At 58.4% G+C, this 15,754-nt stretch carries 11 protein-coding genes and 2 pseudogenes; 8 read left to right on the plus strand and 5 right to left on the minus strand.

Annotation, left to right across the window (positions count from 1 at the left end; genetic code table 11):
* Positions 1 to 110: 110 nt before the first annotated feature.
* Positions 111 to 1,316 (minus strand): group II intron reverse transcriptase/maturase, encoded by a 1,206-nt coding sequence (gene ltrA, locus CGZ66_RS30820; protein ID WP_245331306.1) that lies wholly within the window; start codon positions 1,314 to 1,316, stop codon positions 111 to 113.
* Between the two features lie 893 nt (positions 1,317 to 2,209).
* On the opposite strand from ltrA, the gene CGZ66_RS30825 reads away from it, so the two are divergent.
* The 7 genes and pseudogenes from CGZ66_RS30825 to CGZ66_RS30850 all read left to right on the plus strand — a co-directional run.
* Positions 2,210 to 2,986 (plus strand): SDR family oxidoreductase, encoded by a 777-nt coding sequence (locus CGZ66_RS30825; protein WP_245331307.1) that lies wholly within the window; start codon positions 2,210 to 2,212, stop codon positions 2,984 to 2,986.
* 27 nt (positions 2,987 to 3,013) lie between these two features.
* On the plus strand, positions 3,014 to 3,385 hold the full coding sequence (locus CGZ66_RS39550; RefSeq protein WP_143748905.1) for a hypothetical protein: 372 nt from the start codon (positions 3,014 to 3,016) through the stop codon (positions 3,383 to 3,385).
* 35 nt (positions 3,386 to 3,420) lie between these two features.
* Positions 3,421 to 4,227, plus strand: a complete 807-nt coding sequence (locus CGZ66_RS30830) for an SDR family NAD(P)-dependent oxidoreductase (RefSeq protein ID WP_167392312.1) — start codon at positions 3,421 to 3,423, stop codon at positions 4,225 to 4,227.
* Between the two features lie 46 nt (positions 4,228 to 4,273).
* Complete coding sequence (locus CGZ66_RS30835; protein WP_095090473.1) at positions 4,274 to 5,296, plus strand: beta/alpha barrel domain-containing protein; 1,023 nt, start codon at positions 4,274 to 4,276, stop codon at positions 5,294 to 5,296.
* Between the two features lie 225 nt (positions 5,297 to 5,521).
* Complete coding sequence (locus tag CGZ66_RS40435; protein WP_206073815.1) at positions 5,522 to 7,579, plus strand: HAD-IA family hydrolase; 2,058 nt, start codon at positions 5,522 to 5,524, stop codon at positions 7,577 to 7,579.
* A gap of 598 nt (positions 7,580 to 8,177) precedes the next feature.
* Positions 8,178 to 8,924, plus strand: a complete 747-nt coding sequence (locus tag CGZ66_RS30845; RefSeq protein WP_245331308.1) for a GntR family transcriptional regulator — start codon at positions 8,178 to 8,180, stop codon at positions 8,922 to 8,924.
* Positions 8,925 to 9,000: 76 nt separating this feature from the next.
* Positions 9,001 to 9,285 (plus strand): annotated as a pseudogene (locus tag CGZ66_RS30850) (IS6 family transposase); the annotation flags it as partial.
* Positions 9,286 to 9,613: 328 nt separating this feature from the next.
* Here the strand turns inward: CGZ66_RS30850 and istB are convergent.
* Positions 9,614 to 10,387: an IS21-like element helper ATPase IstB gene (gene istB / locus CGZ66_RS30860; RefSeq protein ID WP_095090368.1), complete on the minus strand. Its 774-nt coding sequence runs from the start codon at positions 10,385 to 10,387 to the stop codon at positions 9,614 to 9,616.
* Complete coding sequence (gene istA, locus CGZ66_RS30865) at positions 10,380 to 11,879, minus strand: IS21 family transposase (RefSeq protein ID WP_095090534.1); 1,500 nt, start codon at positions 11,877 to 11,879, stop codon at positions 10,380 to 10,382. Before istA ends, istB begins: the two co-directional genes overlap by 8 nt.
* 825 nt (positions 11,880 to 12,704) lie before the next feature.
* Here istA and CGZ66_RS30875 point away from each other — a divergent pair.
* A pseudogene (locus CGZ66_RS30875) lies at positions 12,705 to 13,159 on the plus strand (IS6 family transposase); the annotation flags it as partial.
* Positions 13,160 to 13,443: 284 nt separating this feature from the next.
* Here CGZ66_RS30875 and CGZ66_RS30880 read toward each other — a convergent pair.
* Positions 13,444 to 14,286, minus strand: coding sequence for a 2OG-Fe(II)-dependent halogenase WelO5 family protein (locus tag CGZ66_RS30880; RefSeq protein WP_095090474.1), 843 nt, complete (start codon positions 14,284 to 14,286; stop codon positions 13,444 to 13,446).
* Positions 14,276 to 15,535 carry a diaminobutyrate--2-oxoglutarate transaminase gene (ectB, locus tag CGZ66_RS30885; RefSeq protein ID WP_095090475.1) on the minus strand — a complete coding sequence of 420 codons (1,260 nt, stop codon included), beginning with the start codon at positions 15,533 to 15,535 and terminating at the stop codon, positions 14,276 to 14,278. Before ectB ends, CGZ66_RS30880 begins: the two co-directional genes overlap by 11 nt.
* Between the last annotated feature and the right edge of the window lie 219 nt (positions 15,536 to 15,754).

Consider the following 15,754-nt stretch of genomic DNA (forward strand, 5'->3'; position numbering starts at 1 on the left):
GAGTCGAGGAGGGGCGCGGTGGCTTGGGCCGTGTTGGCCTCGCTCCGTCTCCCTTCCCCGCTCATCAAACCGGACGTGCGGATTTCCCGCATCCGGCTTTCCGACTGGTTTCATCGTGAGGCACGCGGCGGCGGTCCAATGTGCACGCGTCGAAGACGCAGGACACCAAGTTTTCCGAAGACAATGTCGTCGGAGAAACGCTGTGTGCCGCGTCCTTGCACCTTGTGCCGTTTGCGCAGGAAGGCGCGAACACGGTCATAGACGTGGTTGTCGACCGCTCGATAGGCCGGCAAGCGTGTTCCATAGCCAAAGTAGCCTGACCAGCCGCGCAGAAGCCTGTTCAGCTGGGTGCAGACCACGGGCCACGGCTCTTTGTTGCCGTTTACCAAGTGATCGCCAATCTTCGTTTTGATCCGTTGCACGCTCTTCTTGGATGGGCTCGCACCCAGGTACCAATGGCCGTCTTTCCGGTAGCGGTGAGGTCCGAACGTATAGCCAAGGAAGTCGAAAGGCTCCGTGCGGGCATCCTTCAGCGAGGTCTTCGCCTCGTTCAGCGTCAGCCCGAGTTTTGTCATCACCGAACGTGTCCACGCCAGCGCCTCGTCCGCGTGCCCGCGGCTGAGGATGACGAAGTCATCGGCATAGGAGATGACATGCGCACGGAACGCCTCGCCGCGTCCGGTGAGCCGCCAATGTTTCAGGAACCGGTTCATGTAGATGACCGAGAGCAGCGGACTTGCGACCCCACCTTGCGGCGTGCCGCGCGTGCTGCTCTTACCACCGCTCACGTGCCGTTTCCCGTCACCGTCCCGCTCTTCGATCGGCGCTTTCAGCCACAGCTTGATCAGCCGCAGCACGTGCCGGTCGACAATGCGCCGGGCCACCGATGTGAGGAGGTCCGAATGCGGAATCGTGTCGAAGTATTTCGACAAATCGGCGTCTACCACGTCCGTGTAGCCCCGGCAGACAAGCCGGTGCACTTCCTTGATTGCGTCGGTCCCACTGCGTCTGGGCCGATAGCCATAGGCACCATCCTCGAAGTCCGCCTCGAATATCGGTTCCAGCACCAGCTTGGCGGCGGTCTGAACCACCCGGTCCCGAATGGTCGGGATGCCGAGCGGACGTTCGCCGCCCCCCGGCTTCGGGATCATCACCCGTCGCACCGGCTGCGGCCGGTAGGTCTTCGAGACAAGTTCCTCGCGCAGGCCCGCCAGCCACCTCTCCGCGCCTTCCGCCTCGATCTTCGCGAATGTCACGCCGTCCACGCCCGGCGAACCCGCATTGGCGCGGGCCAGCGCATAGGCATGGCGCAGCATGTCCTCACGGCAGATCTTGTCGTAAAGCACGTAGAAGCGGAAAGCGGGCTCCGCCTTCGCCTTACGATACAGCTTCCTCTGCAGGTGCCTGATCTTTTCGGGTGTTTCGAGGCTCATCGCCAATCACCCCCTCCTAACCAACTTCGAAAGCACACCAGAAGTCAGGGCCCTTCCCTCCACCGGCATTACCCGGCTTCAGCGGTATTATGACCCTGTCCGACTCCCACCGGCACCGCCGCCCTGACGGCTGCGTTGAGGCCGCTACCCTCATGCCGAGCGGGTCTCCCCCGTTACCCGCATCACCCTTCCGACGTGCCGTGCCCATTACCCCGGCGGATCGAACGGGTGCACATGTCGATTGCTTCCCCGTTCGCCCGGCCTTCCCCGAAATTCAGGCGGGTCGGCATCCACATCATCACTTTCGAGACCTGCTCAGGCTTCACTCACGTTACGGCCCATCGGATTGCTCAACCGCCCAAGGCGGCCTTTGTCACGAGGCTTCGACCCGGCCAGTTACCCGACCGAGCCGCTCGTCAGCTACCAGACCAATCGACTACTATCTGGGTGGAACCTTCCTCCACTGGTGATACGCGCCATCGGGGCGCACTGAATTTTCCGGGCTAATTGTCGCCTGACATAAGAGTCCTCTTTGATTGCGGTCGTTTTGGTCAAGATGCGGCACACCGCTGCGGTAAGAATTCTAATTATTTACCCAAGGCTGCCTTCGGAACCGATCGGCCTGCATGATGACGACACAAATGTCGTGAATTCGACATTAGAGCAAAACCGACGTTTTATTAGCCGGGGTATCATATTGTTTTAAAAGGGCCTTTCGCTTGGCACGGCACATGCTTTCTTCTCTGCAGCGGTGTCAAGAAGCTTGGCGATGTTAATTGGGTGTAAAAATGGATTTAGGGCTTGACGGCAAGGTGGCAATGGTCGCGGCCGCCTCCAGCGGCTTAGGGTTGGCCACAGCTGAGGAGTTGGCCAACGAAGGCTGCCGCCTGTCGATCTGTGGGCGGAATCCGGAGCGGCTCGAAAGAGCAGTGGATCGGTTGCGAAAGAAGGGCACCCAAGTGCTGGCGCGCGTGACCGATGTGACCGACTGCACTGATGCAGCAGCTTGGGTTGCCGAAACAGCGGAGCGTTTTCGGTGTATCGACATCTTGGTAACGAATTGCGGCGGCGTCTCTGCCGGACCTCCCTCGGCCATGACGCCTAAGGATTTTCACGACGCATTTGACCGAGTGCTTTTACCTTCGATAAATCTAGTTACGGCGGCCCTGCCATATCTGCGGCGCTCGCCGGCGGGGCGAATCTTAATGCTCGCTTCCGAGGCTATTGTACGGACCCCAGTGCATTTCGCGCTGTCGGGCGTCGCGCGAGCGGGGCTCGTGCCATACTGCCACACGCTCGTACAAGAATTGTCGGGGGAGAGCATCACCGTAAACGTGCTCGCTCCTGGAGCACACAGTACGGCCATTCATGAAGTCAATCGCCTCGGCGACCACGCTGCAGCCATCCATGCGCTCGAGGATAGGACCCCTGCCCGACGCCTTGGCGATCCCTCGGAATTCGCAGCAGTTGCTACATTCTTGGCCAGCGCTCGCGCGGCCTATGTCAGCGGTGCCCTGATCGTCATCGATGGAGGGCTGAGTGCAACCGTCTGAACAATTCGTCGGACTAGGAGCCGTCGCATGTACGAAGCCAACGCAAACAGAGCCGTCATTGCTCTTGGCCCTTCAATCCCAATGCATGTATTCGCGATCGTGCTGAGCAGGGATCCGCAAACCGGCCGACGCCCCCGCCTGACAGTGGGGGTCGATCTCTCACAGCTCGATCCGGGTTATTGGCATGAAGTGAATCCGGAAGAGCTAGCTGATGCAGCTGAGCGAGGCGAAGCAGCTCCTTTCGACGCGCCATTTATTATTCCGAAACAGTCGATCTCAATCCCACACACGCCTGGATTGGAGCGCATGAGGCGATGTTCCGCAATACGAGAACCCGCCCCTCTTGGGATTTGCATCACGCTGTCTTGCCCGCTGAACGATGAGCTTGACTTGGACTAAACCAAAAAATCATGGCTGGGAGTAGGTAATCTATTATGCCTCATATAACTCGCGATTCTTCAATTGGCGCAGACGGATACCAGGAAATCTTCGGAATTGATGGCAAGGTAGTCTGCATTTCAGGCTCGAGCCGCGGTCTGGGGAAGTCACTCGCCACCTGCTTTGGACGATTGGGGACGAAGGTAGTCCTTTCCTCGCATAATAACGAAGAGCTGGCTGGAGCAGAGGCCGAACTTGCGGGTCAAGGAATCGAGGTGACGGCTATCCGCGCTGATGTGCGGTCGCACGAGGATTGCAAGGCACTGATCAGTGGCACGGTCGACCGGTTTGGGCAGATCGATGTGATGGTCTGCAACGCAGGCACAGACATCATCAAGCCAGCGCATTCCTATGAAGAGCAGGAATGGGACGAAATCGTCGATACCAATCTGCGTGGCTACTACTATTGTGCGAAGTTTGCCGCCCAAGCAATGCTGGATCAAGGCGGCGGCAGCATCATCATGACTTCTTCGGTCGCCAGTTCGCTTGGCATACCGGGCCTAGCTGTCTATGCTGCGAGCAAGGGAGGCGTCAATCAACTGACGCGCACCATGGCGGTAGAATGGGCCGATAAGGGTATTCGTGTAAACGCCGTTGCGCCCGGCTTCATCAACAACTTCATGGATGGGGTGCATCCTGATCTCGATACCCCTTATCAGCGCCGCGCAATAGAACTCACTCCGATGCGACGCCGGGGCAATTTGCCCGAGTATTTCGGACCTTACATCTTCCTCGCGAGCCCAGCTGCATCGTTCGTGACAGGCGAAATTCTCTATGTCGATGGTGGCTACTCCGCGAGCTGATGCAGGATGCTTCGATGTTGTAGCGGTATTTTTAGGAGGCTGGGCAATGCTAAACACAATACCAGATGACGTAAACATCATAGACTGCACCTTGCGCGACGGTGGCTACTACACAAATTGGGATTTCGCGCCGGAACTGGTGTCGGACTATGTCGCCACTATCAACACTCTCCCGGTGCGGATGGTCGAGCTGGGGCTCGTTGGGAAGCCGGAGAGCCACGGTTATTTCGCCAGTGTGACGAGCTCTAAGGCTGAACGGGTGGCAGCTAATCTCCTCGTCACGGCATGCGTGATGATCGATGCCAAGGATGTGCTTGCGAGCGAAATGCCTATAAGCCTTGCCGTGATCCGCCTGATAGAAGGACTAGTACCCGGGCATATCACGACCGTCCGCGTCGCGGCGCATTACAGCAAGTTGGCTGCCTGCTCGAACATTTGCGCCGAGTTATCTCACAAGGGCTTCCGTGTGTTTTTGAATCTCATGCAGATCGATTCGGCAAATGCTGCGGAAGTTGAGATGTGCCTGAAGGAGGTAAAGCAGATCGACACCATCGACGTGCTTTATATTGCCGATTCCTTTGGCTCTATGAAGCCGACCCGCGTTCAGGAATTAATCAGCCGGTTTGCGGACCGAATTGAACCCGACATTGGATTCCACGGCCATGACAACCGCGGATATGCGCTGGTCAACTCAGTTGCCGCCGCGATGGCCGGAGCGAACTGGATTGACTGCACCATGGGGGGCATGGGCCGGGGCGCAGGAAATACGGCCAGTGAGCAGCTCTTACCGCTTCTCACTCACCTCGAAACATCCAAGGAACGGGCACTCCTCGAGCACGTCTTGCGTCACTTCGATCCGCTTCGCAAACGGTATGGCTGGGGCAGCAGCGCGACATATCAATTCGCGGGCTCAAACTTCATCCATCCGTCCTATGTTCAAAAGCTTTGTGAAGGTGGGGCTTTGTCTGACGCCGGAATTATCAGGCGCCTTTCGGACCTTCGCGCCGATGAACGGATGAGTTTTGCTGATGAAAAGCTGTCGGCTCTGATAGCCCAGGACATCGGCTAATCGCAGATATCTCTGTCGAAGAGCCCTTTTCCCAACTTAGAGGAAGCCATGACTCTGCCAAATGCGGTAGTGAAACCATCGGTCCTCCCGTCCGATCCGCGGTTTTCATCAGGCCCTTGCCGTAAACACCCCGGTTGGAGCGTGCACCCAACTATGCTGCGCTATGTTGGACGAAGTCACCGGAGCTCCGAGGGAGCAGGAAGGTTGGGAGAGGTAATCAGTCGCATGGCCTCCATGCTAGAGCTGCCTGATAACTGGCTCTGCGGAATCGTGCCCGGTTCAGGCACTGGCGCCTGCAGCATGGCCTTACAAAATCTACTCGGCCCGTTACCAGTCGAGACATTCTTGTCAGACAGCTTCTCGCAGTATTGGGCAAATGAGATCGATACGTTGGCGCTTGCCCCCCAACGGCGGCACATCAGTGCTTACGGAGATTTTCCGAACACGAGCAGGATTGATCCCAATCACGACATCGTTCTGGTGCTAAACGGCACCAGCAGCGGCGTTTGCCCACCGGATCTTGACTGGATTCTTTCTGACCGTGCCGGGCTTGTGATCGCAGATGCCGTCTCGGCAGTTTTTACGAGGCCCATCGACTACGATCGGATCGATGTTCTGTGCTGGTCATGGCAGAAGGCGCTTGGGGGTGAGGGCGGCCATGGCATGATCGCGCTCTCGCCTCGGGCCCAGGCACGGCTAAATGTCGGCGGACCCAAGCCTATATCCAGGCTCATGAGACTGCACAACGCCGACGGATCTGTGAACAAAGCGTTCTTTGGCGGCCGCACGATCTCGACCCCGAGCATGTTCGCCGTCGAGGATATCCACTCTGCACTCGACTGGGCCGAAGCGTGCGGTGGACTATCCGGGCTTCTGAACAGGGTTGCCAAGAATTATGCTGTCATGGACGACTGGGTGAACTCTATTCCTTGGATCGATTGGACCTGCACCAATCCGGCAGCTCGCTCCGCCTGTTCAATCACTCTTCGCCTTGTACGTGAGCAGCTCACCGCCGGCGAGACAGATCACGGCGGCAAAATCGTTGCTGAGATGATCCGTCTACTCGAAGCCGAAGGCGCGGCTTTTGACATCTGGAGCTACGGTGACGCGCCACCAGGATTTCGGATATGGGCGGGGCCTACGGTCGAGGCAGATGACTTGGCGATTTTATGTGATTGGCTGGCCTGGGCTTATAGCGAGACGTGCGAGGGCAGCATACCACCCGAACCGATAGTCGTGCGTCACGGCAACTTTCCGCCCTCAACCGCGCGCGCGGTTCAGCCAAGGGAGGAGTCGGCTTGTCCTCCACCCGCCGCCGCCGAAGCCCCACCTTCCCAAACACTGGCAGATTGCTATGACGCGATACTTTTCGACGCGACGGGGGTCCTGGTCAGCGAAAATGACGCCCTCCCCGGCGCTGCTGATATCTTGGCCCGACTTAATATGTCCGGTAAGCCATACTACATCGTGACGAATATCAGTAGCGGATCGGATGAAACGATATTCGCACGTCTCCGCAGCGCCGGACTTCCGATTCCCGCTGTGGACCGAATTGTGTCGGCGGGAGGTGTTGCCCGACAGCCCGTACGCGAAGAGCTGGCAGCCGGTCGGCTTGTTTCGTGCCTGGGGAGTTCACACGCTGCGCATGACATTTTCGGCAAGCATCCAAATCTTCGTTGCGCTGATACGGCAGAGACATTCGACACACTCGTGGTGCTCGACGACGAAGGTTTCGACTTTAAGCGGGCTGCCGATAACATCCTGTCAACCTTTCAACGCAGACTGATCGAGACGGGCGAAATGCCCCGTATAATAGCGGCAAACACGGACATCATTTATCCTAGCAAAAACGGCACACTCGTCTTTGGACCGGGCATAATAGGGCCAATGCTTCAAGCTGGACTAGCGCCCTTCGGTGCTCCTCCAATCTCAGTAGAGATTATGGGCAAACCAGGAAAAGCGATTTTCGAAAAGTGCATCGCTCGGGCCGGTACCGACCGTCTTTTGATGGTCGGCGATCAGGTTGATACGGATATCAAGGGCGCAAAGGCTGCCGGGCTCGACGCACTTCTTGTAACCACTGGCCTCAACAGCCGCGGCGAGTTGCGTCAAGGCGATAACGGCGCTCCCGACTATGTCGCAAAGAACCTTGGTCAGGTCTTCGACGGAAGTTTGTTTCGACACCTTCGATCGGCGAAGCATTCCAGGACAACAAATCAAGCCTGGGCAGCTTGGAACGAGAATTGTGGAGGGGATAAGGCGCATATTGGGGAGAGCGGTTGAACTGCAGCATGGTTGGAGGGAGATGGCGATAATCGTTTGGACTATTGGCCCTCCGAGATTTGTCGCTGATTTGCAAAGAGCACTGGCGGATGTAGTGGGACGACAGTGATGTCAGGCAACAAGACAGGCACGAAGATGATCATTATCGCCGCGTGGAAGTGATTACGGGCCGTCGATGCGGCGCGACTGGAGAGATGAGGCAGATCGTTGCGGAAAGTGCGCTGCCGGGCGCTAATATCATCGCACGGCGTCAGCCGCGGCTTGATTTAAGTCTGGCCGCGGCAGTCAAGGGCTAGTGAACCCAGACCTGACGACGGAGACGACAGCTCTGCAATTTGTGTTGATTACGATTGCCAACCAGGCGCGGCGGGTTGAGCGCAGCGGCGGCGCTTAGTTGCGCTGGACGCGGCCGCTGTTGCGGCCGATCCTGTTGCGGCTACGTCTTTATCTTCCGGCCCAAGCGCACTGATGGGCTGCGGCTCATATCCTGGGATGGCACACGCGCGCTCTAATGAGGACGCGTGTTTGCCGTCCCAGCGAGGAGGAGGTGCAGGATCTGGGGGCAACCGAAGGTTCCATGTCGTATGAAAGGAAAGTGATGACTAAGAAAAAGACCGTTCGCAATAACGCGAGCATGGCGGTCATCGGCAAGGAAACCGGAAGCGCAAGGGTTTATTCCGAGCTCCGCCGCAATATCCTCAGCATGTCTTTGCCGCCGAGTTATCCGTTGGACGAGGTCAGCCTCAGTCAGCATTTCAATCTTTCGAGATCGCCGATACGCGAAGCGCTGGTCAGGCTGGCGAGCGAAGGGCTCGTTCTAACGCTTCCGAACAGAAGCACCATCGTCGCCCCGCTCGATTTCCGCAGCGTACCCGAATATTTGGACGCCCTCGACCTCCTGCAACGCGCCACGCACCGGTCGGCGGCTGTGTGCAGGTCGGACGAAGAACTTAAGGAAGTCGAGGAGGCCGACCGGTCCTGTAGCTTGGCCGCACAAGAAAGCTATGAGAGCGGAGAGTGGCTGGCGATCATCGAGGGAAACTATAATTTCCACATGACGATCGCGAGAGCGGGCCGGAACCAATATTTATCTAGCTTTTACAAACGCGTTCTTGATGAAGGCAGACGTATGCTTTATTTCCACAACGAATTCCTTTCCAAAAGCCTCGGAACGACCGCGGATCGGCTTAATCTCGGTCACGCCGAGATCGTGGAGGCCATTCGCGACCGGAACGCCGACCGAGCCGAGCAGTTGGCGTACGAGCACGCTAGCCAGTTTAAGGGGACCTTTCTCGAGTATCTGGAGCAGTCAGTCACGTCAAAAGTGAAGATCGTGATGGCTTAAGCCGCGTCAGCCGCGAGATTATTTGAGCAGGTCGAGGGGTAGCGTCGCCTTAACGTTTTCGGCGGACTTTACGGGCATGAGCCCGCACCCGCCCACCGATATTATGACGCTCCGATACAAGCGTCATCGTTTTCCTGCCGAGATCATAGCGCATGCGGCGTGGCTCGACTTCCGATTTCCACTGAGCCTGCGTCATGTGGAAGATATTCTGGCCGAGCGCGGCATCGAAGTCTCGTTCCAGACTGTCGCGGAATGGGCTGCCAAGTTCGGCCGCGGATATGCCCGCTCCATCCGGCGGCGGTCCAGGGGCAGTTTTGCCGACAAGTGGCATCTCGACGAAATGGTCGTTGCTATCAAGGGTGTTAACGGCTGCGAGAAAGCGCGGACAAATGGTGCCGAGGATTGTGGAGGAGAAAGCGGCCCGATGGGGCCGCTTTGTATTTTTTACCAGGAGGGATCGAGAGGATGGGGCTTTTGCCCTGTCTGCTCGTCGCTGGAAGGGTGCTGATGGTCAGGGGCTTGTTGGTGACGGACAAACTGCTGGATGTGGGGAGCGTAACGGCTCCAGATGCAGTCTCGCAGATCGTCGAGGAGTTCGAAGACGGCGGCTGCTTGCTCGGGTGTCCATTCGGCATTGACGATGAACTGGATTCCACGCCCGAGACCGGACGGCTGATGAGGATTTCCGGTCATGCTGCAGGCTCCTTTTCGTCAGCGGCGTGGCTGGTGCGTTGTTGACGCTGCGCCTTCGAGCGCTCGGAGGCTTCCTTGAAGCGGTAAGAATCGCCTTCGATGGGAATGACCTCACAATGGTGCAAAAGGCGATCGACCAGACTGACGACGCAGGCGGCATTGGGGAAGACCTCCGACCATTGCGCGAAGGGCTTGTTGGTGGTGACGATGGTCGAGCGTTTCTCGTATCGGCGGCTGATGAGATCGAACAGCAGATCGGCATGACGGTTGGAATAGGAGAGATATCCGACCTCGTCGATGACCAGGATATCGGGCGCCGCATAGTACTGCAGCTTTCGGCGGAGCATGGAATCGCTGTCGATGGCGGCGAGCTCGCCGAGCATTTCGCTGGCGGTGCGGAAGAGGACCGAATGGCCGGCGACCAGCGCCTGGTAGGCGACGTTAAGAGCGAGCGTGGACTTGCCGACGCCGTTAGGGCCGATAAGGACGATGTTGGCGGCCTCCTTGACGAAGGACAGCGTCATCAGTTCCTCGATGGCGGCGCGATCGATACGACGCGGCCATTTCCAGTCGTAATCGGCCAGTTGCCTGAAGTGGCCAAGCCTGGCGGCGCGCATGCGTCGCCGCAATGAGCGGTCGGAGCGCTCTTCTTCCTCCCATTGAAGCACGGCGGCCAGCCACGGCGCGTCGGCGATTTCGTCCCAGTGGGCGATCAGGCCATTGAGGCGCAGCGCCCTGGCGCGGTTGAACAGGATGCCGGGATTATTCATCGTCGTTGCCTGCGGAAGTGAGTTGATCGTAACGGTCGAGCTTGTGGGGCTGTACGACCGTATCCTTTTTGCGGACATGCTCCGGCAGCCTTGTTTCGACCGGCGGTGGAGCGCCACGCGCGATCCGGCGGCGTTCGAGCGCGACGTGAACCGATCTCGAATGAGAGGCCCCGGCCTGCAAGGCATCTTCGACGGCGGCCTGGAGTTCGGTGGCGCCGTAGAGGTCGAGCAGTTTGAGCATGGCATTGGTGATCGCGCCGATATTGGCGCCGCGCTCGGCGGCGTGGATCATCAGTTTCTGGCAGGCCGGCACGGCGCGCGTCAAACTGTTGAGGCCCCGATGCTGGCGCGCTTCGCGCTTGACGGCGACGAGCGCCTTGAGGTGCCGGGGGTCTTCGATCTGCTGGCCCCGGTCGTAGCTGCGGCGGTGGCTGGCGATCATCGTGGCGGCATCGAATATCCGGACCTGGGCGAGATCGGCGCGCACGGTGAGCGTGCGCCGGACATGAGTATGGGGAACCGAGTAATCGTTCAGGTCGAAGCGGACATAGGGTGTCTTTCCGACCTTCGCGGCGATCTGCTCCTCGATGGGGTACGGGTTGGTGGGCAATGGCAGAAGCATGGGCTGCTCCTGCGCAAACACCTGACGAACCGTCATCGTCCGGTCCTCGGGGCATGGCCGGTCGGCGGCCTGGTTGCGGCACCATTGTTCGGCCTGGGCATTCAGATCGTCGAGGTCCTTGAACTTGCGGGCGATGAAGAAGGCTTCCCGGATGTGGCGAATGGCGCGCTCGACGCGGCCCTTTTCGTTGCCCCGCGCCACGGCGACGGGACGGGGCTCGAAGCGATAATGGCCCGCGAAGGCCAGAAGTGTCGGATGGAACCGGATGGCATCGCCGTGACGCTCAAGCACAGCGCTCTTAAGGTTGTCATAGAGCAGCACCCTGGGCAAACCATTCCAGGCGTTGAACGCACCGGCGTGGCCGCGCAGGAAGTTTTCCATGCGGGCATCAAGAAAGAAGCGCAGATAGATGTCGCGCGAGTAGGACAACACCATGACGAAGGCCATCAGCGGGCGGCGAGCCTTGCCGATTTCGATGTGACCAAAATGCGCCCAGTCGACCTGGCCTTGCTCGCCCGGCAGGGTGCGCAGACGCAGGAACGCTTCCGCAGCCTTGCGCGGACGGTGGAGCGCGATCATATGCCGGAAGTGGGAGGACGAGCCCTTGTAGCCGCGCTCCTGCACCATCCCGTACAGGCGGCTGGCGGTCAGGTCTGGATATGTCTCAAGCGTCCGCTGGACGAACGGCAGATACTGGTCGACCTCGGCGGGACGTATCACCGGCCTGTGGCGGGGCAGACCGGCCTCCTTCAGAACCCGGAAGACCGTCGTATGGTGGCAATGCAATTGCGTTGCGATCGTTCCACAGCGCCACCTCTCAACGTGGTACAGGCGCAGGATCATCGCTTCCTTCTCGGCGGATATGGTCATCGGTTGGGTCTCCATAGTCGTGTTGACGGACATAGGCCCCTCGGCGACGCACGAAGCCGCCGCGAAAGAACGGCGGCAGCCGACAACTGCAGCGCCGGCAGCACGGAGCCGGAGGGATCGATGGCACCGCTTCAGCGGTGACGTCGTCCAGTGCGACGGTGCCGTCGATCAGGGGCGCGTTCAGTCGTGAACCATCCGGCAGACAAGGTGCAGACTGATGCGTCACGTTGTTTTTGCAGCGCTGGCGATATCGGCGGGAGCGGTCGGCGTGGGCAAAGCGGCCCCGGCGGGTGTTCTGGTAGCGCAGCCCCGCCGCACGCAGACTGTCACGGCGGGCTTCATGGGCGCAGTCAGAACCACAGAAGCGCTGACCCCGATCGCAATGCCGGCAAAGCAAGACCTGTGAGCGGCACCGTGCGCAGAGAAAGAAACGACCGGTTTGCATTGCGGCGGCGAACCTCTCGGAACGCCGTCGGGATTGCGGGGAAAAGCTCGACGGAATGCGCCAATGCCATTATGCTGGCGCATACCGTGAACCAGTCGGCATCAGTGCCCGGGGACCTGCAAGTCCCCTCACACGGGCCGTTGGGATAGGACATCGAGTTTACGTGGTAGTGGGTCGATGTCTGATTGCGGCGCTCCGCACATGTAGCATGCGCGGACGCAGCGCGGGATGCGCCTCAGTCGCCCTCCGGGCTCCTGTCGGCGCATCCCGCGCTCTCATCCCCAACCAAATCAGATCATCAGCGTCATTCAGCACCACTCCGAGCCGAATTCCGCATCAATTCCCTCTCGGCGCCATCTATACGCGGTTCTCAACCGCCATCGACAAAGGGCAAGAAATTCTGGCTGTGGCGGGTCGTCGATGCCGATAGCTATGTTCTCGATGCCTTGATCCAGAGCCGCCGGAATAAGAAGGCGGCCTTGAAGCTGATGCGAAAGCTGCTGAAAGGGCAAGGCATCACGCCGCGCGTCATGATCCCCGACAAGCTCAGATCCTACGATGCGGCCAAAGGGAAATCATGCCAGGTGTCGAGCATCGATCGCATAAGGGGCTGAATAACCGAGCGGAGAATTCTCATCTGGCAGTTCGGCGGCGAGAACGAGGTATGATCCGGTTCAAGTCGGCACGACAATGCCAGCGCTTCGTTTCCATCCATGGCCCGATCGCCAACCTCTTCAATCTTCACCGGAAACATCTGATAGCCGCCGATCACCGCGACATTCGAGCCGCCGCTATGGCGGTCTGGAGGCAAATCGCTTTGTCGACAGCCGCGTGAAGAGGCCACATCGGGGCATCCCGTGCCCAACCCAAGTTAAGGCGACGCCACCCTCCTCGGAGCTTCTTGATTGCTGGCCAGTCGCCCGCCTTTGCCCCCAGACCTCGTGTTCTCAAAACCGCGATGACGTGCTCCCGCAAATCGCTTTTCCTTATCGGTCTGTCCTTCAAACGAGGCCGGGGTCTAATCCCAACTGCAGGAAGGTACTCTTGGACGCTACCTGTCAGGAAAGATGTTGAGGCTTAACTGCCGGCGGAAGCCGGTGTGTCGCTGCGACGTCCGCTTCAGGTCCACCAGAGAATAAGATCCGGCCGCGCAAACCCGAAAAAGCTATTCAGCACAAGACGACGCTTTCCGTTGCCTGATTGACCTGTAACCCCGTGGACGAATCCGCCGTCGATAAGGCCGATGTCCCCGGCCTTAAGCTGGAAGTCGCGAAAAGGAACGGTTTCGAGATAAGCTGCCGAATAGGGATAGCCTGTAGTCTCCACACCCTGCGACTTTCGGTCGGTGCCGGTCGGCTTATGGCTCCAAAGCCGCAGATTTCCACCCTCCTCGGCCATGCTGGGATAGAAGTTGAGCGCTGCTACGATGTTGTTCGCCACCGCAGGGAGCTCGTAATCATTCCCGGCATATAGGACTTGAGCGACATCATCGTGAGGCTCCAGGGAATACGTGCCCCCGCCAGACCAGCTAAGAGCGCGACAAATATTAGCCTGCCCGTCCTCCGATCGTGCCAGTCGCAGTTCAACGCCCTGGTCGTGCAGTTCGCGCTTCAACGCGTTGAACACACCGCGGACCGGATCAACCAAATTGCCGAAAAGCCCGTCGACATACGGTCGCGCATTTCTTGCCTCTGCAAAATAGTTGGCTGCATCCTTCCTGTAGTGAGATGCGCCGACATATTCTCCTGGAACGCCATCTTTGCGCTCCTTGCGGCCAGGATTGCGAATAAAGTTGGCGGTGATCTCCTCGGCTACTTGCGTGCTGAATGCTTGCTTGATGTGCAGACCGGTGATCTCACCTTTCAAGACTGAGATGATCTCCGCAGTGCTGATCGAGCCGGTTCGTTCTCTGACCGTAAGAGGTGAAATAGCTGGCGCTTGAGATACCTGGTTAGTGTCCATTGGCTTGCTCCTGTAATGCGTGATCAAGGATCGCGATGCCACGATCAAGTTCGTCATCGGTGATGGTTATCGGCGGGAGGACTTTGATGACGTCGCGGTTTGGCCCCGAAGATTCGATCAGCAATCCGTTTTCGAACGCGACATCGTGCACACGACCCACAACCGACTGCGAACGGCACTTGAGGCCGGCCATCAGGCCCCGGCCGCGCTTCTGTTCAATGCACTTGGGAAATTTCGCAATAAGGCTGTCAAGGTGCGTTTGCAGCTTGACGGCTGTCCGCTCGACGCGTGCCGTAAACTGCTTGTCGGACCACATCTTGCACATGGCTCCTGCTGTCACGAAGGCGAGATTGTTGCCTCTGAAGGTGCCGCTATGTTCTCCGGGTTTCCATATGTCTATTTCGGGGCGGATCAAAACGATGGAAAACGGACTGCCGGAACCACTTAAGGACTTTGACAGGCACACGATATCAGGCTCGAGTTTCGCGAACTCAAATGAGAAAAACTCGCCCGTGCGCCCCGCACCTGCCTGAATGTCGTCGACGATCAAAAGGATGCCGTGCGTACGGCAAACGCGCTGAATTTCTGTGAGCCAGGCTGCAGATGCGGTGTTGAGGCCGCCTTCTGCCTGGATAGTCTCCAGAATGATTGCGGCTGGCTTTTCTATGCCGCTCCCCGAGTCACTCAAAACATAGTCTATGTAGCTAGCCGAATCGAAAGCCTGGTTCGGATAGCCGTCATAGGGAACACGGATCACGTCGTGGCGAGCAACGCCGCCCAGTTCCCTGGTTGACGCCGAACCCGATACGGCCAGAGCGCCGAGTGACATGCCGTGGAACGCGTTCGTGAATGCCATGACGCTCGAGCGGCCAGTATATTTTCGCGCCAGCGCCAGTGCCGCTTCATTAGCGTTTGTGCCGGTCGGCCCTGTAAACTGTATCTTGTAAGAAAGCCATCTTGGCTTCAGAATGGAATCCACAAACACTTCAATGAATTCACGCTTTGCTGCTGTATTCATATCCAGCGATAGAAGGATGTTCTCGCCGACGAGATATTCGATTGCTGGCGCAATAATGGTCGGATTGTTGTGCCCGTAGTTGAGTGCGCCGGACCCTACAAGAAAATCGATAAACGGCTTGCCGGCCTCGTCCCAGATTGTCGCACCAAGAGCCTTCGTAAAGACTGCAGGGAACGACCGCCCGTAGCGACGAACGTTAGATTCATGAGCCGTAAAAGCGTCGATGTTCATCCTAATATCCTTGTATGAGCGTCGAGTTCAACGACAGAGGGATTAAATCCATTTGGTTGGTCACTTTGTGTTTCCTGGACATTAGACGAGTCCGGACGAAACGCTGGACGGTCGGTGACTTCCAGCAAATCTACTTGTGATGCGAACATGCTCCTCAAAAATTCTTTCACACAATAGCGACCGGACCTGTGCGGCAGCTCAGCTGCTGTCAGACGCACT

Source organism: Mesorhizobium sophorae (assembly GCF_002270415.1).
In the GTDB taxonomy this organism is placed as follows: Bacteria; Pseudomonadota; Alphaproteobacteria; order Rhizobiales; family Rhizobiaceae; genus Mesorhizobium; species Mesorhizobium sophorae.

Bases quoted from the DNA above. Each gene is read 5' to 3' on its own strand.
- ectB (WP_095090475.1), bottom strand. From the start codon at position 15,535: ATGAACATCGACGCTTTTACGGCTCATGAATCTAACGTTCGTCGCTAC.
- istA (WP_095090534.1), bottom strand. From the start codon at position 11,879: ATGACCATATCCGCCGAGAAGGAAGCGATGATCCTGCGCCTGTACCAC.
- ltrA (WP_245331306.1), bottom strand. From the start codon at position 1,316: ATGCTGCGCCATGCCTATGCGCTGGCCCGCGCCAATGCGGGTTCGCCG.
- CGZ66_RS30835 (WP_095090473.1), top strand. From the start codon at position 4,274: ATGCTAAACACAATACCAGATGACGTAAACATCATAGACTGCACCTTG.
- CGZ66_RS39550 (WP_143748905.1), top strand. From the start codon at position 3,014: ATGTACGAAGCCAACGCAAACAGAGCCGTCATTGCTCTTGGCCCTTCA.
- istB (WP_095090368.1), bottom strand. From the start codon at position 10,387: ATGAATAATCCCGGCATCCTGTTCAACCGCGCCAGGGCGCTGCGCCTC.
- CGZ66_RS40435 (WP_206073815.1), top strand. From the start codon at position 5,522: ATGGCCTCCATGCTAGAGCTGCCTGATAACTGGCTCTGCGGAATCGTG.
- CGZ66_RS30880 (WP_095090474.1), bottom strand. From the start codon at position 14,286: ATGGACACTAACCAGGTATCTCAAGCGCCAGCTATTTCACCTCTTACG.
- CGZ66_RS30830 (WP_167392312.1), top strand. From the start codon at position 3,421: ATGCCTCATATAACTCGCGATTCTTCAATTGGCGCAGACGGATACCAG.
- CGZ66_RS30845 (WP_245331308.1), top strand. From the start codon at position 8,178: ATGACTAAGAAAAAGACCGTTCGCAATAACGCGAGCATGGCGGTCATC.